The organism is Streptomyces parvus, from assembly GCF_032121415.1.
In the GTDB taxonomy this organism is placed as follows: Bacteria; Actinomycetota; Actinomycetes; order Streptomycetales; family Streptomycetaceae; genus Streptomyces; species Streptomyces globisporus_A.
Window position 1 is genome coordinate 4,550,332 of record NZ_CP135079.1, and the last position, 20,831, is coordinate 4,571,162.

At 71.3% G+C, this 20,831-nt stretch carries 20 protein-coding genes and 1 pseudogene; 15 read left to right on the top strand and 6 right to left on the bottom strand.

Annotated elements, in window-relative coordinates; genetic code table 11:
- Window positions 1-264: 264 nt before the first annotated feature.
- Window positions 265-1,254, top strand: coding sequence for a 4-hydroxy-3-methylbut-2-enyl diphosphate reductase (locus tag RNL97_RS21660; protein ID WP_199814144.1), 990 nt, complete (start codon window positions 265-267; stop codon window positions 1,252-1,254).
- Between the two features lie 38 nt (window positions 1,255-1,292).
- Window positions 1,293-2,045, top strand: coding sequence for a polyphosphate--glucose phosphotransferase (gene ppgK / locus RNL97_RS21665; RefSeq protein WP_030576430.1), 753 nt, complete (start codon window positions 1,293-1,295; stop codon window positions 2,043-2,045).
- Window positions 2,046-2,137: 92 nt separating this feature from the next.
- Here the strand turns inward: ppgK and RNL97_RS21670 are convergent, their stop codons facing one another.
- Window positions 2,138-2,707, bottom strand: a complete 570-nt coding sequence (locus tag RNL97_RS21670) for a DUF6542 domain-containing protein (RefSeq protein WP_030576432.1) — start codon at window positions 2,705-2,707, stop codon at window positions 2,138-2,140.
- Between the two features lie 317 nt (window positions 2,708-3,024).
- Between RNL97_RS21670 and ychF the strand changes: the two genes are divergently transcribed.
- From ychF to RNL97_RS21685, 3 genes are all read left to right on the top strand, one after another.
- Entirely contained in the window at window positions 3,025-4,113 is a 1,089-nt protein-coding gene (ychF, locus tag RNL97_RS21675; protein WP_030576435.1) for a redox-regulated ATPase YchF, read from the top strand.
- 528 nt (window positions 4,114-4,641) lie between these two features.
- Window positions 4,642-4,893 (top strand): type II toxin-antitoxin system VapB family antitoxin, encoded by a 252-nt coding sequence (locus RNL97_RS21680; protein WP_313751087.1) that lies wholly within the window; start codon window positions 4,642-4,644, stop codon window positions 4,891-4,893.
- Window positions 4,890-5,348: a PIN domain nuclease gene (locus tag RNL97_RS21685; protein ID WP_243314988.1), complete on the top strand. Its 459-nt coding sequence runs from the start codon at window positions 4,890-4,892 to the stop codon at window positions 5,346-5,348. The genes RNL97_RS21680 and RNL97_RS21685 overlap by 4 nt, the downstream gene beginning before the upstream one ends.
- A gap of 11 nt (window positions 5,349-5,359) precedes the next feature.
- Here RNL97_RS21685 and RNL97_RS21690 read toward each other — a convergent pair.
- Window positions 5,360-5,704 (bottom strand): annotated as a pseudogene (locus RNL97_RS21690) (DUF6000 family protein); the annotation flags it as partial.
- A complete protein-coding gene (locus RNL97_RS21695; RefSeq protein ID WP_030576445.1) occupies window positions 5,679-5,900 on the bottom strand; it encodes a hypothetical protein in 222 nt (73 codons plus the stop codon). The pseudogene RNL97_RS21690 and the gene RNL97_RS21695, both read right to left, overlap by 26 nt.
- 229 nt (window positions 5,901-6,129) lie before the next feature.
- Between RNL97_RS21695 and RNL97_RS21700 the strand changes: the two genes are divergently transcribed.
- From RNL97_RS21700 to RNL97_RS21720, 5 genes are all read left to right on the top strand, one after another.
- Window positions 6,130-6,480 carry a 5-carboxymethyl-2-hydroxymuconate Delta-isomerase gene (locus tag RNL97_RS21700; protein WP_030576448.1) on the top strand — a complete coding sequence of 117 codons (351 nt, stop codon included), beginning with the start codon at window positions 6,130-6,132 and terminating at the stop codon, window positions 6,478-6,480.
- A 177-nt stretch (window positions 6,481-6,657) separates the two neighbouring features.
- Window positions 6,658-7,095, top strand: coding sequence for an NfeD family protein (locus RNL97_RS21705; RefSeq protein WP_030576452.1), 438 nt, complete (start codon window positions 6,658-6,660; stop codon window positions 7,093-7,095).
- A gap of 66 nt (window positions 7,096-7,161) precedes the next feature.
- Entirely contained in the window at window positions 7,162-8,286 is a 1,125-nt protein-coding gene (locus RNL97_RS21710) for an SPFH domain-containing protein (protein ID WP_030576455.1), read from the top strand.
- A 185-nt stretch (window positions 8,287-8,471) separates the two neighbouring features.
- Window positions 8,472-9,761, top strand: coding sequence for a hypothetical protein (locus tag RNL97_RS21715; RefSeq protein ID WP_313751088.1), 1,290 nt, complete (start codon window positions 8,472-8,474; stop codon window positions 9,759-9,761).
- Window positions 9,751-10,740, top strand: coding sequence for a hypothetical protein (locus tag RNL97_RS21720; protein WP_313751089.1), 990 nt, complete (start codon window positions 9,751-9,753; stop codon window positions 10,738-10,740). Before RNL97_RS21715 ends, RNL97_RS21720 begins: the two co-directional genes overlap by 11 nt.
- 62 nt (window positions 10,741-10,802) lie before the next feature.
- On the opposite strand, the gene RNL97_RS21725 is transcribed toward RNL97_RS21720, so the two are convergent.
- Window positions 10,803-13,487 carry a glycosyl hydrolase family 65 domain-containing protein gene (locus tag RNL97_RS21725; RefSeq protein ID WP_243314994.1) on the bottom strand — a complete coding sequence of 895 codons (2,685 nt, stop codon included), beginning with the start codon at window positions 13,485-13,487 and terminating at the stop codon, window positions 10,803-10,805.
- 113 nt (window positions 13,488-13,600) lie between these two features.
- On the bottom strand, window positions 13,601-14,722 hold the full coding sequence (locus tag RNL97_RS21730; RefSeq protein ID WP_313751655.1) for a threonine synthase: 1,122 nt from the start codon (window positions 14,720-14,722) through the stop codon (window positions 13,601-13,603).
- A 229-nt stretch (window positions 14,723-14,951) separates the two neighbouring features.
- On the opposite strand from RNL97_RS21730, the gene RNL97_RS21735 reads away from it, so the two are divergent.
- Entirely contained in the window at window positions 14,952-16,538 is a 1,587-nt protein-coding gene (locus RNL97_RS21735; RefSeq protein WP_030576471.1) for a S8 family peptidase, read from the top strand.
- 121 nt (window positions 16,539-16,659) lie between these two features.
- On the opposite strand, the gene RNL97_RS21740 is transcribed toward RNL97_RS21735, so the two are convergent.
- The gene (locus RNL97_RS21740; RefSeq protein ID WP_313751090.1) at window positions 16,660-18,069 is read right to left on the bottom strand and encodes a glycoside hydrolase family 18 protein; all 1,410 of its coding nucleotides are present in this window, start codon (window positions 18,067-18,069) and stop codon (window positions 16,660-16,662) included.
- A 268-nt stretch (window positions 18,070-18,337) separates the two neighbouring features.
- Between RNL97_RS21740 and RNL97_RS21745 the strand changes: the two genes are divergently transcribed.
- From RNL97_RS21745 to RNL97_RS21760, 4 genes are all read left to right on the top strand, one after another.
- A complete protein-coding gene (locus RNL97_RS21745) occupies window positions 18,338-19,090 on the top strand; it encodes a GntR family transcriptional regulator (protein ID WP_030576477.1) in 753 nt (250 codons plus the stop codon).
- Window positions 19,091-19,373: 283 nt separating this feature from the next.
- Window positions 19,374-19,574, top strand: a complete 201-nt coding sequence (locus RNL97_RS21750) for a hypothetical protein (RefSeq protein WP_030576480.1) — start codon at window positions 19,374-19,376, stop codon at window positions 19,572-19,574.
- 222 nt (window positions 19,575-19,796) lie between these two features.
- Window positions 19,797-20,201: an NUDIX hydrolase gene (locus RNL97_RS21755; protein ID WP_243314996.1), complete on the top strand. Its 405-nt coding sequence runs from the start codon at window positions 19,797-19,799 to the stop codon at window positions 20,199-20,201.
- Between the two features lie 139 nt (window positions 20,202-20,340).
- Complete coding sequence (locus RNL97_RS21760; RefSeq protein WP_243314997.1) at window positions 20,341-20,784, top strand: ATP-binding protein; 444 nt, start codon at window positions 20,341-20,343, stop codon at window positions 20,782-20,784.
- The last annotated feature ends 47 nt before the right edge of the window (window positions 20,785-20,831 follow it).

Below are 20,831 nucleotides of genomic sequence, written 5' to 3' on the forward strand. Positions count from 1 at the left end.
CGGGGCGATGAAGAGGAGCCCGTAGACGACCAGGTCCCGGAACCCCAGAGTCCGCCGCAGCCGGCCGTCCTCCGCACGGCTGCCGGAACCACCCGCCGCACCGCTCCCCGCCCCACTCCCCGTACCACTTCCCGTACCGCTCTCCGCTCCGCTCCCCGACACCGAGGTCACCGCCCCTCCATCACCAGCAGCCATTTCTCGCACACGTACCGCGACCAGTGTCCCGATCGGGCCGTCCTCGCGCCTGTTCGCCACGGCCTTACGATGGGACGCATGACTGCAACGCCTGCCCGCCGTGTCCTGCTCGCCGCTCCCCGTGGCTACTGCGCGGGCGTGGACCGCGCCGTGATCGCCGTCGAGAAGGCCCTGGAGCAGTACGGGGCCCCGATCTACGTCCGCCACGAGATCGTGCACAACAAGTACGTCGTGCAGACCCTGGAGAAGAAGGGCGCGATCTTCGTGGACGTCACCGCGGAGGTGCCCGAGGGCTCCATCGTGATGTTCTCCGCGCACGGAGTCGCGCCCACCGTTCACGCGGAGGCCGCCGAGCGCAAGCTCGCCACCATCGACGCGACCTGCCCGCTGGTCACCAAGGTCCACAAGGAAGCCGTCCGGTACGCCAAGGAGGACTACGACATCCTCCTGATCGGCCACGAGGGCCACGAGGAGGTCATCGGCACCTCCGGCGAGGCCCCCGAGCACATCCAGCTGGTCGACGGCCCCGAGGACGTGGCGAACGTCGAGGTCCGCGACGAGTCGAAGGTCGTCTGGCTCTCCCAGACCACCCTGTCCGTCGACGAGACGATGGAGACGGTCGACGCCCTCAAGTCGAAGTTCCCGAACCTCCTCTCGCCGCCCAGCGACGACATCTGCTACGCCACGCAGAACCGCCAGATCGCGGTGAAGAAGCTCGCCGAGGACGCCGAGCTGGTCATCGTGGTCGGCTCCAAGAACTCCTCGAACTCCATCCGGATGGTCGAGGTCGCCCTGGACGCGGGAGCCCCCGCCGCCCATCTGGTCGACTTCGCGAGCGAGATCGACGAGGCGTGGCTGGAGGGCGTGACCACGGTCGGTCTGACCTCCGGGGCCTCGGTCCCCGACGTTCTCGTCGACGGCGTTCTGGAATGGCTGGCGGAGCGGGGTTACGCGGACGTGGAGACGGTGAAGACGGCCGACGAGTCGATCACCTTCTCCCTGCCCAAGGAGCTCCGCCGCGACCTGCGCGCCGAGGCCGCCGCCCTTTCCGCCGAGTAGCCGCGCAACGGGCCCGGCCTGCCCGTACCGTGGATTCCATGGAGATCTTCGGCGTGGACATCGGCGGATCCGGGATCAAGGGCGCTCCCGTGGACCTGGACCGCGGAGACCTGGCGCGCGAGCGCCACAAAGTGCTGACACCGCACCCGGCCACGCCCCAGGGCGTGGCCGACGGCGTGGCGGAGGTGGTCGGCCATTTCGACTGGTCGGGCCCGGTCGGCATCACCTTCCCCGGGGTCGTCACGGACGGCATCACCCGCACCGCGGCCAATGTCGACAAGGGCTGGATCGACACGGACGCCCGCACCCTGCTGGGCGAGCGGATCGGCCGGCCGGTCACCATCCTGAACGACGCGGACGCGGCCGGGGTGGCGGAGATGACCTTCGGCGCGGGCAAGGGCCGTAGGGGCACGGTCATCCTGCTGACGTTCGGTACGGGCATCGGCAGCGCGGTCTTCACCGACGGCAAGCTCGTCCCCAACACCGAGCTGGGCCACCTGGAACTGCACGGCCACGAGGCGGAGAAGCACGCCTCCACGAAGGCCAAGGAGGACGAGGACCTGAGCTGGCAGCACTGGGCGCACCGGGTCCAGAAGTATCTGCTGCACGTGGAGATGCTGTTCTCGCCGGAGCTGTTCATCATCGGCGGCGGCGTGAGCCGCAAGGCGGAGAAGTTCCTGCCCCTGATCGAGAAGGTCCGCGCCGAGCTGGTCCCGGCGCAGCTGCAGAACAACGCGGGCATCGTGGGGGCGGCCATGGCGGCGGCGGGCTCGGGGCCGGTCAAGGACTGAGCAGACCCGAAGAGCGGGGCCGCGAGGGCGGAGCAGGGCGGCAGGAGCAGGCCAGGCAGGGGGGCGGGCCCGAGAAGGCGGGCCCCCGGACCTCAGGGCCGCTGAGGGCGGCGCGCCGCGGCTGCTGTGCCGGCCCCGGCCCGTACGGGCTTCGCGTCCGAGGGCGAGGCGGAGGCGGCGGCCGCGGCCCGGGGCGTGCGCTCACCGGCGGGTCCGCGCCCCTGGGCCAGCACGTACCGCCGCCGGGCCCGCATCAGACGCACCTTGCGTACGGTGGTGATGAGGCCCGCGACGAGCGTTCCGCCGTACAGCCAGCCGGCGTGCACGGCGAGGGCGGTGACGAGGCCCATGACCTGCCCGCCGAAGCCCTCGGACCCCCCGGAGATCGGGAAGACCCCGACGGCGAAGGCGATCGGCACGCTGATCGGCGCGGTGACGAGGTCGGCGGGCCGGACCCAGAGGGCGGTGAGCGCGCTGACGGGCAGGAAGAGCAGCCCGTAGACGAGTTCCGAGCCGTCGAACAGCAGCCGGTCGACGCAGGCGAGCACGAACATGGTGAGCGAGGCGAACAGCCCGGCCCCGATCCCGGTGAGCCGGGGGTTGGGGAACCGCCGCAACGCGAGGACCACGGGCGGCACGCTCCGCACCCGTACCCGGTACACGGCGGAACCGCCCGGCGCGGGCGGGGCGGGCGCGGCCTGCGGGGGCTGCCGGCGCTGCGGGGGACGTGTCCTGTGCTGCTCCACCTCCACAACGTAGGTGGCGGGGGGCGGGGAATCAGGCGTTGGACACGCGCTTTGGCCGACCTTGGGGTTGCGTTCGATGCCGCACGGCCGAAAGCCGTCACTGTTCGGGCCCGTGGGGCAGGCCCGTAGACTGGAGAATCGGTCCACTCCGGCCCCGGGCCGACCCCGCCCGGAACGCCGAGCCGGACCGGACGCCTTGCTCCCTCCCCGCCTCACTCCAGGAAGTCGCCAACGTGTCGCTCACGATCGGAATCGTCGGTCTGCCGAATGTCGGCAAGTCGACCCTGTTCAACGCCCTGACCAAGAACGACGTGCTGGCGGCCAACTACCCGTTCGCCACGATCGAGCCGAACGTCGGCGTGGTCGGCGTCCCGGACCCGCGCCTGAACAAGCTCGCGGAGATCTTCAGCTCCCAGCGGCTCCTCCCGGCGACGGTGGACTTCGTCGACATCGCCGGCATCGTCCGAGGCGCTTCGGAGGGCGAGGGCCTGGGGAACAAGTTCCTGGCGAACATCCGCGAGTCCGACGCGATCTGCCAGGTCATCCGGGCCTTCAAGGACGAGAACGTCGTCCACGTCGACGGCAAGGTCTCGCCGAAGGACGACATCGAGACGATCAACACCGAGCTGATCCTCGCCGACCTCCAGTCCGTCGAGAAGGCCGTCCCGCGCCTGACGAAGGAGTCCCGCCTCCAGAAGGAGAAGGTCGCGGTCCTCGCCGCGGTCGAGGAGGCGAAGCAGATCCTGGAGACGGGCCAGACCCTGTTCGCCGCGGGCATCACGGCGGGCACGGAGAAGGGCAGGCTCCTCCACGAGCTGCACCTCCTCACCACCAAGCCGTTCCTGTACGTCTTCAACGTCGACGAGGACGAGCTGGTCGACGAGGACTTCAAGAACGAGCAGCGCGCCCTGGTCGCCCCCGCCGAGGCGATCTTCCTGAACGCCAAGATCGAGTCCGAGCTGATCGAGCTGGACGACGACGAGGCCCTCGAACTGCTCCAGTCCATGGGCCAGGAAGAGCCCGGCCTCGCCACCCTCGGCCGCGTCGGCTTCGAGACCCTCGGCCTCCAGACCTACCTCACGGCAGGCCCGAAGGAAGCCCGCGCCTGGACCATCAGGAAGGGCGCCACGGCCCCGGAGGCGGCCGGTGTCATCCACACCGACTTCCAGAAGGGCTTCATCAAGGCGGAGATCATCTCCTTCGACGACCTGGTGGAGACCGGCTCGGTGGCCGAGGCCCGCGCGCAGGGCAAGGCCCGCATGGAGGGCAAGGACTACGTCATGCAGGACGGGGACGTGGTGGAGTTCCGCTTCAACGTGTAGCGGCTGACGTGTCACCACGTCGCTGATCTGGCAAACATGCAGTTCAGGAGGGCTCGACTCTTCGGAGTCGGGCCCTTTGCTTTTTCCGGTGCTGGGATGGTGCCGAGTTGCCTGACCCCTCGTCACCTGCCGTCATCCCTTGTCATGCGTACCGTGCTGGGTTTGCGCTGGGGCGCGGATGCGCCGCCGGTGCCGGGTTCCACTCTGATGAGCCCTCCCGAGACTACGAGCCGATCGTCGCGGGGAGCGCAGTCTGCCGTGCCCGGGTTCGTTCTTGCCGGCTTCCACTGACTTGCGGAGTGGCCGGTCCGGCAACATGGCGTCGATTCGTTCGCCGAGGCCCAGGTCAGGGAGTTCGTACAGGGTCTCCCTCCAGGGTTGCTCGCCGATCGGAAAGCTGATCAACCAGTCCAGGTCGTGCTCCCGGCTCTGATCGAGGCACCCTCGACGCGCTCCAGCATTTTGATGCCATTTCTTACTCTCAATTGACATCGTTGTTGGAGCGTCGAGCTGTGAAGGAGACAACTGATGGCCAGGATTGTGATCGATCTGGACGAGGAGATCGTCGAGCAGGCGATGTGGGTGTATGGGGCGAGGGCGAAGGCCGCCGCAGTGCGGGCGGCCATGGAGGAGGGGGTGAGGCTGCGGCTGCGCCGGGAGCTGTTCGATGCCATTGACGATGGTGAGTTTGATGACGTGTTCGCGGAGATCCGGTCGCAGACGGGGCCGCGGAATCCGGACGGCTCGCTCAAGCGCGAGGACGGGGCTTCGGCGGCGTGAATGGGCGCTACCTCATCGACAAGTCCGCGCTGGCCCGCCGGGGCAAACCGGCAGTGCGGGCGCGGCTGGATGCACTGGACCGCGATGGACTCCTGGCTGTGTGCGCCCCGACCGAGTATGAGGTTCTGTACTCGGCGCGTGGACAGCCCGAGGCGCTGCGCCTGCGTACCCTGCTCCGTGGTTTCGACTACTTGCCCTGCAACGACGAGGAGTTCGAGCAGGCGCTCGCGATCCAGGCGCTGGCGCTGAACGCTGGCTTTCACCGGGCGCTGTCGTCGGCCGACGTCCTCATCGCGGCAACCGCAGAACGGCATGGGGCCACGGTCCTGCACTACGACGGCGACTTCGACATGATCGCCTCGGTGAGCGGGGTGCAAGCCGAGTGGGGAGTCCGGCACCGCCGACTGACCTCGGCGTCGGCGTGTGGGCCGAAGCGGGCCAGGGCGAAACAGTAGGCGCCGCCGGAGAAGCAGACCTCGCTGGCCAGGAGCAAGTCGCCGATGCGTTCGCGGAACGCTGCGCGTCGGCCTATGCCGATCAGCCAGGCGGCGGTGAAGCGTGAACGCCACTCGAAGCCGAGAAGGGCCTCCAGTTCGGCATCGCTGATCGTGGCTGCGTCGTCGATGAGGTGACGGGCAGAGCGTTCGGCACGGGGCCACCCGGGACGCAGGACGCGACCGCTTTTCAGTTCGCGGTAGCGCGGGCGGTCAGAGCCCTTCCTTGTCACGTAGCGCTCGATTACGTAGCCGTAGCCCGATTTCTTCGGGGTGCTGGAACGGCATGGGTCACCCCTCCGGGCGCACGTCGGCACGGTCGATCCAGGTGGGGGCGACGAAGATGTTGTCGCCAGCGGGGGCTTCGAAGGCTTCCAGGAGGGACCAGGTGCGGGACTCTTCGACCAGGTGCTCCCAGGGCGCGGTCCATTCGAGTTCCCAGTACAGGCCAGTGCCGGAGACGCTGTATGTGCGGCCGGCGTCCACTCGCCAGAACTGGGAGTAGAGGATCACCTGGGCGTGGTCGGCCAGGTCGTTGGTGCTGGGCGACCCACGTCGGCACGGTCGTGTGCTGGGGGTCGGACTCTCTTGACCGACCCCTTCCTCATGCCGACCGCAACGCACAGGAACGCGTGGGGCGAACGGCCGGGGGCGCGGATGGCACTGAACGATTACCGTGCCCTCCGTACGGCGGGCTCTGCCAGCGCCCGCTGACCGGCTGCCGTTCGAGGAGTTGTCCGCCTTGCCACAGATCACCGTCGACTACTCCGGCACGCTCGATGCGGCCTTCGACCGTCAGGCCTTCGCGCTCGCCCTGCACCCGGTGGTCGTCGCCACCGTCGACGCTCGGCCGGAAGACTGCAGGACACGTTTCCGGCGGGTTGTGGACTTCGTCGCCGGAGCCGAGACCGAAGGCCACGCCGTTCTGCACGTCGAGATCGGACTGCGCCACGGTCGCACCGACGCGGACAAGGCCCGCCTCTCGGCCGCCGTACTCGCTCTGGTCGCCGCCCAGGTCAAGCCGGTCGACGGCGTCACCCTGCATGCCTCCGCCGAGATCCCCACCCTGGACGGGTCCTACCGGCGGCGCTGACCCGCTCCCGCCTTCGCCTCCGGTACGGGCCCGGCCTCGGCGCTCCGCAGCGCGCCCCGTCCGCTGCCCGGTCTCCAACGGGTCGGGACCCCGTTCGCAGATCGGGCGCATCGGGCGGTTCCGGACGAGGCCCGTAGGGGTACTACCTCAGTAGGTCCCCTTGGGGAGGCTGATTCGATGCCGTGGTACGCATGGTTGCTCGCCGCCGCGGCGCTCGGCGCTGCGGAGTTCTTCACCCTGACGCTGGTCTTCGGGCTGCTGGCCGGGGCGGCCCTGGTCGCTGCCCTCGTGGCCGGTGTGGGCGTCGGCCTGTTCGGTCAGCTCGTGGCGCTCGGACTGGCGGCGGCGGCCGGTCTCGCCCTCGTCCGCCCCGTCGCGATGCGGCACATGGCGCAGGCGCCCCTGACCCATGAGGGCAGCGACGCGCTGATCGGCAAGCGCGCGGAGGTCGTGCAGGAGGTCACCGCGACCCATGGCCTGATCAAGCTCGCCGGTGAGGAGTGGACCGCCCGCGCCCTCGACGAAAGCCATGTGATCCCGGTGGGAGCGCTGGTGGACGTCATGGAGATCGAGGGCGCCACCGCCGTCGTCTATCCCCGCGAGCTCCTTCCGTGACCGGCCGAACGCGTAGCGCCGCCCCCTGGCGCCGCGCCCGTAGCGAGCAGCGATGGAGGAAGAAGCATGGATCCGGTGGTCATACCGATTCTCGTGGCGGCGCTCGTCGTGGTCTTCCTCGTGGCGGCCACCGTGCGGATCGTTCCGCAGGCGCGCCGCTACAACATCGAGCGGTTCGGCCGGTACCGCAGAACCCTCCAGCCCGGTCTGAACTTCGTCCTGCCGGTGGCGGACCGGGTCAACACCAAGCTCGACGTGCGTGAGCAGGTGTATTCGTCCGACCCCAAACCGGTGATCACCGAGGACAACCTCGTGGTCAACATCGACACCGTGCTCTACTACCAGATCACCGACCCGCGGGCCGCGGCCTACGAGGTCGCCGACTATCTGCACGCCATCGACCAGCTCACCGTGACCACCCTGCGGAACGTCATCGGCTCCATGGACCTGGAGGCGACGCTCACCTCGCGCGAGGAGATCAACGCCCGGCTCCGGGCCGTCCTCGACGACGCGACCGGGAAGTGGGGCATCCGGGTCAACCGGGTCGAGATCAAGGCCATCGATCCGCCGAACACCATCAAAGAGGCGATGGAGAAGCAGATGCGGGCCGAGCGTGACAAGCGCGCCGCCATCCTGCACGCCGAAGGTGAGCGGCAGGCCAAGATCCTCACCGCGGAGGGCACGAAGCAGAAGGACATCCTGGAGGCCCAGGGCACGCAGCAGGCCATGATCCTGCGGGCCGACGGCGAGTCGAAGGCCGTGGAGCTCGTCTTCCAGGCCGTCCACCGCAACAACGCCGACGCGAAGGTCCTGGCGTACAAGTACCTGGAGACGCTCCCCGATCTGGCGCAGAGCGACAACAACACCTTCTGGGTGATCCCGGGCGAGCTGACCGAGGCGATCCGCACCGTCACCACCGCGTTCGGCGACCAGTCGGCCGGGGCGGGGCTGTCGGCGTCCGCGGAGCGCGAGAGCGCGGCCGCCGATGTCGCCGACAGCGACAAGGACGGCGTCGGGGGGCCGGAGATCGAGCCGAACTCGACCCTCGCGCTGGACGCCGTCGCCGCCGCCGACGAGGCCGCGAAACAGGCCGCCGCCGCGGTGAGCGACGCGAAGGCCGAGGCGGAGGCCGCGGGCGAGACCCGGCCGGGGCGGGGGCAGGCCACCGGCGGCGGAAAGGCTGAGCCGTGAGCCGTGAGCCGTGAGCCGTGAGCCATGAGCCGTGAGCCGTGAGCCGATGAGCGGCTGGCGGTCGAGCGGCCGGGGCGGCTGAGTTGCTCAGCCGCTCGGCGTAAACGTCTTGGTACGGCCGCGCCCGTACGGCAGACTTGCCGCGCAACTCTTGTACGGCACAGGCGACTCGGGGGAATACGACGGTGAATCGCCGCCTGTCCATGGTGCTGGCCGCCTACGGGGTGTGGAGCCAGGCGACCGTCCTGTTCTTCCTCGACCCGATGAAGCGGCAGGTCTCCGAACTCGTGGAGCCCGAGGCGACCGTGGGTGAGGTCCAACTGCTGGGCCTCTCCCTCGAAGGCTTCGCGGTGCGCGACCTGCACCAGGTGCAGGGCTGGCTGCCGCAGGTCGTCTTCCTGCTGCTGAGCGGTCTGCTCACCTACGGCGTGCTCCGCAGAAGCGTCGGCATCAGGCCGAGGCTCAGGACCGTCCTCGCCCTGGGCGGCGCCGCGCTGCTCGCCGCGGGGGCGGCGACGCTGATCGGCCCCGCCCTGGACCCGGACGCCTCCACCGCGATGCCCGCCTACCGCGCCTGGGTGGTGCGGGCCCAGACGGGTGAAGTGCCGGGCGCGGCAGCCCAGTTCGCGCTGCTCACGCTGTGGCTGCCGGTCGTCCTCTGGATCCTGGTGTGGCGGTACCGGGACTGGCAGCCCGTGCGGACCCACCTCAGGACCGCGGAGGGCACCGAGAGCGACGAGGGCAGTGAGGGCTACGAGGACCGCGAGGGGCGTGAGAAGTCCGGTCCGTCGCGGTTCTCCGCCCGTGCCCGGCGCCAACTCCTCAGCGCCGGGCTGATCCCGGCCGTGCTGCTGGCCGTGGCGGGGGGCCCGGTCCTTCGTCACGTCCGGGTCAGGCACCTCTACCAGGGAGTCCCGGGGTCTCCGGACGCCTCGGTCACCTTCGATCCGGACCTGTGGGAGGACTACCGGCCGCCGGCCGCGGTCGAGGAGTGGAGCGGGGTCCTCTACCCGGCGCTGCGCCTGCGCCCGCTCAGGACCGAGCTGCTCGGGGGCTGGATCGCGACCCTGGTGGTCTGCGCCGTCTTCCTCCTGGTGCTGGCCGTGGCGCTCCGCTCCCTGGCGCGGCGTGCGGCGGAGGTGGGGCGGTGGCGCCCGGCTGCCCTCGCCGACCTGGCCGTGAAGGGCTGGTACGCCACGGTCCTGGCGGCCGTCGTCGCCGCGGTCGTGGACGGCCGGCTGATGCGATGGTTCGCCCCGCGCGGCGAAAGCGGGGCGAACGTCGAACACCTGGGGGTGGCCCTCGGCGACGCCGTCCGGTTCGGGGCGGCCTGGGGGTGGGCCACGGGGCTCGCGCTCCTGGCCGTGGTTCTGCTGATGACGCGGCGTGCGGCGGTCTCCGCGGCCCCCCGCGCCGACGAGTACGAGGACCAGCCGGTCCCTGAGCGCGAGGAGCGGTCGACCCATGGCGACTAACCGGCGGGGGACCCGCAGGACGGGCGCGCTCACCCGGGCGAGCGTACGGCGGGGGAGCGGGGCGCGCCCGCCGCGCCCCGAGGAGGAGGCCGAGGGGGCGACGGGCCGGCTGCGGTTCGTGCAGAGCCCGACCACCTGGCTGCTGGGCATCCTGCTGGCCGTGGTGACCGTGACGTTCCAGGACGTCCTGACCGCGTCGGTGAAGACGATCCTGCCGCTGGACCGGGTGCCGGACCGGCTCTCACCGCAGAACGCCATCGACGTGGTCGAGGTCAAGGACGTCAAGGACATCGGGTACTACGTGGTGCGCGAGGAGGAAGGGGCCGGGAGCGCCGCGGACCGGAAGATCCTCGAAGAGATCTCGTCGGGCGGCCCCTGGCGGGAGGGCCGGAAGGCCGTCGACGCCGGGAACGCGGAGTGGATGATCACCGTGCAGGGCAGGGCCGCCCAGCAGGTCCGTATCACCGACATCGTGCCCGTACTGGAGGGAGGAAGGTGTGCGAAGCCGCTCGGCGGCAGCCTGGCGCACTTCCCCTCCCAGGGGGTCATGGACGTCATCCCGCTGGAGCTGGAGGTGGACGCCCCGCGCCCGCGCCTCAAGATCTCCGGCAAGGACGCCAAGGACGCCAAGCCGTTCTTCACGGGACCCGAGGCCAAGCACATCACGTTGAACCAGAACGAGACCGAGGCGTTCATCGTCCAGGCGACGGCCTCGACGGGCTACTGCCGCTGGCGGTACCGGGTGCACTACGAAGTCGGCGGCAGCACCGCGGAGATGACGATCAGCGGCCCCGGGGGCGAGCCGTTCGAGCTGACCGCCCGCCTGACCGACGCCTCCGGCTACCGGAGGGTCTACTTCCCGTCCTTCGACTGCCGGTCCTCTGGCCCGCCTCCGCCGCGCAGGTGGTACGAGCAGACCGGTGCGGAGTACGCCCGCGACCGGCGCAGCGGCAAGGTGCCGCCCTGCCCCGAGAGCTGAGGCGGCCCGCTGCCGGGACCAGGCGGGGGCGGCCCCTTGCCCGCAAGAGGCGGGGCGGCCCCCTACCGGCCCTCCGCCGCCACCCGCAGCTCCGCCACCCCCGCCGGCTTCTCCGGGTCCTGCGAGCGGACCGTGACCCGGACCTTCCTGGCCGTGTCGCCCGCCAGGAAGGGACGCCAGAAGCGGCCGTCGAGGGAGGTCTCCAGCGTGTGGGAAGCGGGCGGTACGTCGCTCCAGCGCGGGGTCACCGCCGTGATCCGCAGCGGGCGCGGGCCCAGGTCCACCGTCAGGGAGCCCGTCGCGCCGTCGGGGGACCAGGACGTCGCCGGGCTCCCGTCCACCGCCGCCTCCGCGTACAGGCCCGGGGCCTGGGAGGTCGCCGTCACCGGGCGGCAGCGCGCAGCGTCGGCCGTCGGGACCAGGTCCGGGCGGCGGGTGGGCAGGGTCAGCGTGGCGGCGAGGCGGCGCGGCCCCTGCGCCGTGTGGACCGTGAACGGCGAGCCCGAGTTCAGCCGGACGGTGGTCGTCCGGGGCCCGATCTCGACCTCGTACGCCGCGTCCCGGAACCGCAGGCCCTTCAACGTGACGCCCTCGCGCAGCTGGGGCGGCAGCGTCGGGTCCAGCCGTACGCCGTCCTCGCGGAGCCGGAGTCCCGTCAGGCCGTGCGTGAACACTTGGAGGAAGCCGCCCTTGCCGGTCAGGAAGTCGTCGGCGGGGAAGCCGGACAGCGGGTCCTCCGAGCCCGCCTTGTCACCGCGCGCCTCGGAGAAGAGGTCGTACGGGCCGCGCAGATACGGCCGGACCGAGCGCTGGAGATACGTGTACGCCGAGCAGCCCGGCTCCCCGATCGCCGCCGCGTCGATCGCGTGCACCGAGTCGGTCATCGCCGGGCCGTCCGGGTCGGTACGGGCCGCGTAGTAGTCCAGGGTGGCCGCCGCCGCGCCCGGCTCCATCGGCCACTCCAGGGGGTAGGTCAGCAGGACCGTGTCCGCCTGCTTGATCGTGGAGCCGTTGTAGCCCGCGTACTGGAGGAAGACCTTCTTCTCCGCGTCGTACGGGATACGGAGACGGCCCGCGACCCGGTTCCAGCCGGCGGGCGGGTTCTGGCCGAGGAGGCGGGCCGCGCGGGTCGCGTTGCGCAGGGCGGTGGCGGCGACCGCGTTGGTGAACACCCCGTCGTCGACGCCGTTGCTGTATTCGTCGGGCCCCGCCACGTCGTTGACGGAGTAGCTGCCGTCCGGGTTCGCCGTGGCGCGCGACTGCCAGAAGTCGGCGATGCCCTTCAGGAGCGGCCAGCCGCGCGTTGCCAGCCAGTCGCGGTCGCCGGTGGCGAGGTAGTACTGCCAGACGGCCAGCGACACATCGCCCTGGAGGTGATTCTGGGTCAGGCAGTGCGGTGGGTCCACGCTGTGGCACTCGGAGTCCAGCCGGCCCCGGCTCGCGCTCGTCCAGGGGTAGAACAGGCCGTCGTGGCCCAGCTTCTCGGCGTTCGCCCGGGCCGCGCCACGGGTGCGGTAGCGGTACTCGACGACCGAACGCGCCAGCTCCGGGCGGGTGGCGAGAAGCCCCGGGAACATCCACGTCTCGGCGTCCCAGAACACCAGGCCCGCGTAGTTGTCGCTGGTCAGGCCGGCCGGGGCGATGCTGTCCGAGGAGCCGCGCCGGGTGCTCGCCAGCAGCCCGTACTGGGCGGAGCGCAGCCAGCCCTGCAGCTCACGGTCGCCCGGCACCAGGACGTCGGCGGACCAGGCCTCGCGCCAGGCGGCCTCGTTCGCCGCGAACACCCGGTCCCAGCCGCGCCGCGCCGCCCGGTGCGCCGCCTCGCGGGCGTCCTCGGCGGGGGTGGCGGAGGTGAGCGCGGTGTCGACGCCGACGTACTTCTCGAAGGTGTACGTCCGGCCCGCCCGGACCGGGGTCGCGCGGGGGGCAGCGCCGGGGCGCAGGGTCTCGACCACACCGGAGCCGCGCCGCATCGCCTGCGCGACCGCCCCCTCGACGTTCGTGCCGAGCGTGCGGAAGGTGCCGTTCTCGCGGAGCGTGATCCGGCGCGCGCCCCGTTGGTCGAGCCGGCCGGAGACGGTCGCGGCGCCGCTCCAGCGCGGGGTCATCCGCAGGCGTACGGCACCGGTGTGGACGTCGGAGCGGTCGGCCAGGACCTCGTAGGTGAGGTCGGTCGCACGGCCGTCCGCCGTCGTCCACCGCAGCGAGGTGCGCACGAGGCCGCAGGAGAGGAAGACGGTCTGGCGGTAGTGCGAGATCCGGCCCGCCGGGGTCTTCGGGCCGAGCGTCTCCTTGCCGACGCCCACGTCGACGCCGGTCCAGCTGGGCAGCGCGGCGACCGCCTCCCGCCCCTCGGCGACGGCCCGGTCCGCCGCGTACAGCCCGGAGACGAAGGCGCCGTCGTAGCGGGGGGTGTAGAGCGGCCAGCCGGTCTTCTCCCCGGTGGAGGCGTACCCGGCGCCGGTGGCCGGGACTCGGTGGCCGAGATAGCCGTTGCCGATGTACGGGTCGTAGCCGTCGGCCTCCCCGAAGCGGGTGGAGGAGGGCGCCCAGGCCGGATCGGAGGCGTTCCCGCAGGCGGGGGGAGGGCCGCCGGAGCCGGGCCCGGGGGGATCGGACGGACGGCCCCGGCCGGACGTCGGTACGGGGTCGGGCCCGGCGGCCACGGCGGCCGGCGGCAGCGGGGCGAGCAGGGCGGCGACGACCAGGGGAGCGAGGGCGAGGGCTGAGACGCGGGGGAGGCTCACGGTACGAAGGTAGGGAGGCGGCGGTGCGGGCGGCGTCCACGGCGCGCACAGCCCCCGCACGGGGCGCCCGCCTGCCCGCCGGATGGAGCAGATCCGGCCACCGGGGGAGCCGTCTACCCCGCCATCCCCGTCTTCAGTCCCGCCCCGCACAGCGGCACCACCACGCCGCCCCGTACCGCGTCGCCCCCCTCCCGTACCGCCGCCCAGCAGGCCACGCCCGTCGTCTCGACGTAGAAGCCGCGCGCCGCCAGGTCTCGTTGGGCCTCGCGGAGGTGGTCCTCGGGGACCGTCAGGAACGTGCCACCGGATTCTCGTACCGCCGCCAGGATCTGGCGGGCGCGTGGCGGGCGGGGGATGGCGATGCCCTCCGCGAGGGTGGGGGCGGGCGCCCCGGCCGCGTCGGGCGGGAGGAGGTCGTCCGCGCCCGCGTGGAAGGCGGCGGCCAGCGGGGAAACCGCCTCCGCCTGGACCGCGACCAGGCGGGGGCGCGTCCCGATCAGGCCCAGCGCGTGCAGTTCGGCCACCGCCAGCGCCGCGCCCAGCAGCAGGGTGCCGTTGCCGACCGGGACCGCCAGCGCATCCGGCAGCCGGCCGCCGAGGTCTTCCCAGAGCTCGTACACGTACGTCTTCGTCCCGTGCAGGAAATACGGGTTGAAGACGTGCGAGGCGTAGAAGACCCCCGGTTCGTCCGCCGCCGCGCCGGCCGCCAGCGCGGTCGCCTCCCGGCCGCCCGGGACGGTCACCAGGCGCGCGCCGTGGGCCCGGATCTGCTCGGTCTTCTTCGGCGACGTGCCCTCGGGGACGTACACCGTGCACGGCAGTCCGGCGCGCGCGCAGTACGCCGCGACCGACGTGCCCGCGTTGCCCGAGCTGTCCGCCACCACCCGGTCCGGGCCCAGCCGCCGGGCCAGCTCCGCGAGCATCACCGCGCCCCGGTCCTTGAAGGAGAGCGTCGGCATCAGATAGTCGAGCTTCGCCGAAACAGTGTCCGTGAGCGGCACGAGAGGGGTGCGCCCCTCGCCCAGGGAGATCGCCGAGGAGGCGAGCGGGAGGAAATCCTTGTAACGCCACAATGAATCGATCCGGCCGGAAAGAGCGTTCGCCCCGACGCCCCGCGCGGGGGCGAAGTCGAGATCCCAGGGCCCCCGGCAGACCGGACAGCACCAGGTCAGAGCGGTGATCGCGGATCGCGTCCCATCCACTGGACAGTAATAGATCGTCATGTCCGCCAGCATGTCAGGCATATGGCAGGTGAATGGCGGGCGTATGGAACACCCCAAGGCACCCTTGTGAGTTCGCCATGGATCGGTCAATCTTTCGCTGGCAGCAGGGCGTGCCGCTCACCGGACGACGCAGAACGCGGGGCGTTCCGACGGCTGATTTGTCATGCCCCTGTCGGGAGTCGGTCGTGCGGCTCCGGCACCACCCCCCACCAGAGCACCGCCTATGAGGAGGACCCCTCACATGTCAGTGACGCGTCAGACCCCCCAGGCCCGTCGAAGACTCGCCGCGGCGACCGTCATAGCCACCGCAGCCGCCGTCGCCCTCGCCACCGCCGCCCTGCCGGCGACCGCGGCCGAGCGCGCACCCGAAGGCGTGATCCTGAACGCGGACGCTCCGGGCACCATCAGCGACAGCTACATCGTGACGCTGAAGGACTCGGCCGCGAAGTCGGACTCCGCCAAGGGCAAGGCCCTCGCGAAGAAGTACGGCGCGAGCATCGAACGCACCTACCGCTCGGCCCTCAACGGCTACGCGGTCGAGGCCACCGCCGCGGAGGCGAAGAAGTTCGCCGCCGACCCGGCCGTCGCGTCCGTCTCCCAGAACCGCACCTTCACGGTCTCCGCCACCCAGACCAACCCGCCCTCCTGGGGACTGGACCGGATCGACCAGCGGAACCTCCCGCTGGACCAGCGCTACACCTACCCCGACAAGGCCGGCGAGGGCGTCACCGCCTACGTCATCGACACCGGGGTACGCATCAGCCACAGCGACTTCGGCGGCCGGGCCTTCAACGGCTACGACGCCATCGACAACGACAACGTCGCCCAGGACGGCCACGGCCACGGCACGCACGTGGCGGGCACCGTCGCGGGCACCGCCCACGGCGTGGCCAAGAAGGCGAAGATCGTCGGCGTCCGGGTGCTCAACAACCAGGGCTCCGGAACCACCGCGCAGGTCGTCGCGGGCATCGACTGGGTGACGGCCAACGCCGTCAAGCCCGCCGTCGCCAACATGAGCCTCGGCGGAGGCGCGGACGCGGTCCTCGACGCGGCCGTCCAGCGGTCCATCGCCGCCGGCATCACCTACGCCGTCGCCGCGGGCAACGAGTCGACCAACGCCAGCACCAAGTCCCCGGCGCGCGTCGCCGAGGCCATCACGGTCGGCTCGACGACCAGCACCGACGCCCGCTCCAGCTTCTCCAACTACGGCGCGGTCGTGGACATCTTCGCGCCCGGCTCCTCGATCACCTCGACGTGGAGCACCAGCGACTCCGCCACGAACACCATCTCCGGCACGTCGATGGCCAGCCCGCACGTCGCCGGCGCCGCCGCCGTCTTCCTCGCCGACAACCCGGGCTCGACCCCCGCCCAGGTCTCCGCCGGACTCGTCGCCGCCGCCACCACCGGGGTCGTCGGCAGCCCGGGCACCGGCTCGCCGAACCGCCTGCTGTACGTGGGCCCGGGCGGCACCACCCCGCCGCCCGGCAAGAAGTTCGAGAACACCACCGGCTACGCGATCAACGACAACGCCACCGTCGAGGCCCCGGTCACGGTCACCGGGATCACCGGCAACGCCCCGGCCGCGCTCCAGGTTCCGGTCAACATCTCCCACACCTACATCGGTGACCTGAAGATCGACCTGGTCGCGCCCGACGGCTCGGTCTACAACCTGAAGGCGTACGGCTCGGGCGGCAGCGCCGACAACGTGGTCACCACGTACACGGTCAACGCCTCCTCCGAGGTCGCCAACGGCACCTGGAAGCTCCGGGTCAGCGACAACGCGAACGCCGACACCGGCCGGATCAACAGCTGGGCGCTCCAGTTCTGATCCCGCCCCCGCGGTGAACCACCGAACAGCGTGAGACAGCGTGAGAAGGGCCGGGACGGTCGCGTCGTGCGACCGTCCCGGCCCCTTTCGGTCGTCCGGGCGGGCGGCCGTGCCCTCGGGGTCAGCGGCGGTTGAGCGCGCGGTCGACCGCGGTGACCAGCTCGGCGTCCTCCGTGTCGCCGTCCAGCGACCAGAACATCGCCCCGCCGAGCCCCTTGTCCCGGACGTACGAGGCCTTGGCGCGCAGCACCTGCGGGTCGTCGTACGTCCACAGCGTCGTGCCGTCGAACAGCCACGCATGGCCGTTCCTCACATCACGGTGGACCTTGTACGTCCCCGAAGCGGCCAGCTTCTTGAGGACCTTGTAGTCCTCGTAGCCCGCCGCCCAGGTGGCCGGAGCCGGACCCGTCGCCGGCTGCCCCAGGCCCGTACCGCCGCCGGTCACGCCGGTCCAGCCCTGGCCGTACGTCGGCATGCCCACCACGATCTTGTGCTTGGGCGCGCCGCGGCGCACCCAGTCCCGCACGGTCCGGTCGACGCTGAAGTCGTTCCGCGCGTACAGGGCCGACTGCTGGGCCGTCTTCTTCTCGCCCGAGACGTGGTAGTCGTAGCCCTGGATGTTGACGAAATCGAAGTCCTTCATGAGGCGCTTCACGTCGAAGCCCGCGTCGATGGCCTTCGGGTTGGCCGGGACGTACGCCGACAGGTCGTAGTGCTTGGGCTTGCGGTGCCCGTGCCCGCGCCCCTCGCCCTTGCCCGCCTTCTCCGCCGCCTTGGCCTCGCTCTTCGCGTGGGCGTCGAGCTGGGTGCGGAACTCGTGGATCAGGGCGGTGAAGTTCTTCTTGTCCTCCGGGCGGAAGACGGTGCCCTCGTTGGCCGGTGAGCCGGGCCACTCCCAGTCGACGTCGATGCCGTCGAAGAGTCCGGCCGCCGCGCCGTCGCCGCCGCGTGCGCCGTCCTGGGGGAGGTTGCCCTTGATGTACAGGTCGACGCAGGAGGCGACGAGCGCCTTGCGGGAGGCCGCGGTGCGGACCGCGTCGGAGAAGTGGGTGGACCAGCTCCAGCCGCCCAGCGAGATCATGACCTTGAGGCCGGGGTGCTTGGCCTTCAGCTCGCGCAGCTGGTTGAAGTTGCCCGCGAGCGGCTGGGCGTCGGTGTCGGCGACGCCGTCCACCGATCCCGCCGCGTCGAGCGGACGGACGTAGTCCGCCCAGGCGTCGGCCTGGCCGGGGATATTGCCGGTGAAGCACGTGCCCTCGGCGCTGACGTTGCCGAAGGCGTAGTTGATGTGGGTCAGTCTGGCCGCGGCCCCGCTGGTGTCCAGGTCCTTGACCTGGAAGTCGCGTCCGTAGACGCCCCATTGGGTGAAGTAGCCGATGTTCTTGTACGCGGGGCGGTGGTGGCCCTTGCCGCGGTCGCCGCCGTCGTTCCGGTCGTGGCCGGTACCGGCCGTGGCCGCGGGCGCGGCGCCTGCCAGCAGGGCCAGGGCGACGCCGGCGATGGTCATTCGGGACAGGTTTCTTCGACGCATGGGGCTCGTTCCTGTGCGGAAGGGGCGGGGGAGAGCCGTGCTGTGCACAGGGAAGGTATTGGTCTGGACCAAAAATGGTCAAGGGCCCCGGAGTCGCCCGACGCCGCGGACGCGTGGACCGGGAGGGCGAGGGGCAGGAATCCGGGGTCGGGGGCATGCGTGGACCGCCACAAGATCATCACATTGGGTGAAACTCTGGCCCATGCTTGCGGTATACAACCCACGGTTGTCAGGCTGTCGCAGACTGTCAACCTGTTGGGAGTGGCCTGTGACTTTCGGTGAGCAGCCCGCCTATCTGCGCGTGGCGAGCGATCTCAGGGAGAAGATCGTCAACGGCGCGCTGCCGCCCCATACCCGCCTGCCGTCGCAGGCCCGCATCCGCGAGGAGTACGGGGTCTCGGACACCGTCGCCCTGGAGGCGCGGAAGGTCCTGATGGCGGAGGGGCTGGTCGAGGGGCGCTCCGGCTCCGGCACCTATGTGCGCGAACGCCCGGTACCCCGCATGATCGCCCGCTCCGGCTACCGGCCGGACAAGGGGGCCAGTCCGTTCCGGCAGGAGCAGACGGCCGAGGGGGCGCGCGGGACCTGGGAGTCCAGCAGCGAGCAGGAGGGGGCGAGCCCCGAGGTCGCCGAGCGGCTGGGCATCGAGCCGGGCGACCGCGTGATGCGCACGCACTACGTCTTCCGGGAAGCGGGTGAGCCGATCATGCTCTCCACCTCCTGGGAGCCGCTCGCCATCACGGGCCGCACGCCCGTGATGCTGCCGGAGGAGGGCCCGTTGGGCGGCTGCGGGGTGGTCGACCGGATGGCCGCGATCGACGTCGTCGTGGACAACGTCGCCGAGGAGGTCGGTGCGCGCCCGGGGCTGGCGGAGGAGCTCCTGGCGCTCGGCGGTGTGCCCGGCCATGTGGTCATCGTCATCGGGCGTACGTACTACGCGTCCGGCCGGGCCGTGGAGACGGCCGACGTGGTCGTTCCGGCGGACCGGTACCGGGTCGCCTACCACCTGCCGGTGCGATGAGACGAGGTGACGCCGCGTCGGGCCCGGCGCCGGGACGGGAATCGGGCCGGGCGAGGGGTGCCGGGCGGGGCTGACGGGCCATGAGGAGGCCGTGAGCCGGGCGTGGGACGGGTCACGAGGGGGTGCATTCTGTGGATGCGCCCCCTTCGTGATGGCCGGATGTGTATCTCTTTGTGTAAAGCCGCCTGCACTGAGTGAAGGTCAGGCGTACGCTCGGGCATATGCGTACTGCGGTTTCCTGGGGAGCCTTAGAGACGAGCACGCCGGTGGGAAGAGGGGCGATATGCGGGGGAGCGACACGATGAGCGAGAGCGGCGCCGTGCTCCCCTGGCAGGTGATACGGCAGGACGACGGCGGCAACCGCTACCGCGTGGGCCGGTATGCCACGCAGGCCGAGGCCCAGAAGGTCGCCGACGGCCTCGACGACCGCCATCACCACCAGGTCTACCGGGTGGAGCGCGTGGGCCAGGGAACCGGTCCCTGACGGACGGACGGCCCCGAGGGGCCCCGGGCAGGCCGTTGTGGCCGTCCTCGGGGCCCTCGGTCTTTCCGGGGGTCCTCGGCGCCCGCGTACGCCCCCGTCTCGCATCGCCCGCATTCCGTGCGTCGCCGCCCCGGGCGGTAGGGTCCGGCCCGACCGGGGTGCGTCAGCCTCCGGCGGAACGGCGCCGGGAGCGGGGCGGAGTGATGACGGAGTGGTGACCAGGTGACGTCGGTGCTGATCGACACGGTGGCGTGGGTGCGGATCGAGGGCGGCAGAATCCTGTGCGCCCGGCCCCGGGGCAAGGACGTCTTCTACATCCCGGGCGGCAAGCGCGAGGGCACGGAGACCGATCTGCAGACCCTCCTGCGGGAGATCGAGGAAGAGCTGACGGTCGGCCTGATCCGGGAGACCGTCGTCCATGCCGGGACGTACGAGGCCCCAGTCGACGACCGGCCCGGCGCCGCCGTCGTACGGATGAGCTGCTATTACGGCGACTACCGCGGCACGCTCGCGGCGAGCAGCGAGATCGAGGAGATGGCGTGGTTCTCCTTCGCCGACCGGGCCCTCGTGCCGCCCGTGGACCAGTTGCTCTTCGACGACCTCAGGGCGACGGGCGCGTTGCGCTGACCGCTGACCGCTCGGCTGCGGTGGGCATGCGGCCGTCTGCACCAAACACCCGGTTGCGCGGTAGCGAGTAATCGATGGTGGGTATGGGCTGTTTAGTCCCCATTTGTACAGGGGGTGCGCCCGCGGTCGTCCCTGGGAAGTGATCGGCGTGATCGATACCGAAGGCGACTGCGCCGAGTGGACCTTCGCGGCCGAGCCCGGCTCGGTGCGCAGCGCCCGGCACGCCGTCCGGGGTGCGCTGGGTTCCTGGGGGCTCGACGCGGCGGTGGGCGACCTGGCGGTCCTCCTCGTCAGCGAGCTGGTGACCAACTCCCTCCGGTACGCCTCCGGCCCCATCGGCGTACGCCTGGCCCGTACGCACCCCGACGGGGACCCTCCCTCCGCCGACCACTCGCCCGCCACCCCGGGACTGCTGGTGGAAGTCTCCGATCCGCTTCCGGATCCACCCACCGAACGCAGTGCGGGACCCGATGACGAAGGCGGCCGCGGACTCCAGCTCGTGGCCTGTTCCGCACGTCGCTGGGGGACCCGCCGCGGAAAGAGCGGCAAGACCGTGTGGTTCGAGCTGGCTCTCCCTGGTTAGGAGAGTGGAGGGAAGCACAGCGATCATCAGAGGTCGGGCAGAACCTG

What these genes read in the sequence shown, in the direction of transcription:
- RNL97_RS21660 (WP_199814144.1), top strand. Translation starts at nt 265, where the DNA reads ATGGGACGCATGACTGCAACGCCTGCCCGCCGTGTCCTGCTCGCCGCT.
- ppgK (WP_030576430.1), top strand. Translation starts at nt 1,293, where the DNA reads ATGGAGATCTTCGGCGTGGACATCGGCGGATCCGGGATCAAGGGCGCT.
- RNL97_RS21680 (WP_313751087.1), top strand. Translation starts at nt 4,642, where the DNA reads ATGGCCAGGATTGTGATCGATCTGGACGAGGAGATCGTCGAGCAGGCG.
- RNL97_RS21705 (WP_030576452.1), top strand. Translation starts at nt 6,658, where the DNA reads ATGCCGTGGTACGCATGGTTGCTCGCCGCCGCGGCGCTCGGCGCTGCG.
- RNL97_RS21710 (WP_030576455.1), top strand. Translation starts at nt 7,162, where the DNA reads ATGGATCCGGTGGTCATACCGATTCTCGTGGCGGCGCTCGTCGTGGTC.
- RNL97_RS21720 (WP_313751089.1), top strand. Translation starts at nt 9,751, where the DNA reads ATGGCGACTAACCGGCGGGGGACCCGCAGGACGGGCGCGCTCACCCGG.
- RNL97_RS21730 (WP_313751655.1), bottom strand. Translation starts at nt 14,722, where the DNA reads ATGCTGGCGGACATGACGATCTATTACTGTCCAGTGGATGGGACGCGA.
- RNL97_RS21735 (WP_030576471.1), top strand. Translation starts at nt 14,952, where the DNA reads ATGTCAGTGACGCGTCAGACCCCCCAGGCCCGTCGAAGACTCGCCGCG.
- RNL97_RS21740 (WP_313751090.1), bottom strand. Translation starts at nt 18,069, where the DNA reads ATGCGTCGAAGAAACCTGTCCCGAATGACCATCGCCGGCGTCGCCCTG.
- RNL97_RS21750 (WP_030576480.1), top strand. Translation starts at nt 19,374, where the DNA reads ATGCGGGGGAGCGACACGATGAGCGAGAGCGGCGCCGTGCTCCCCTGG.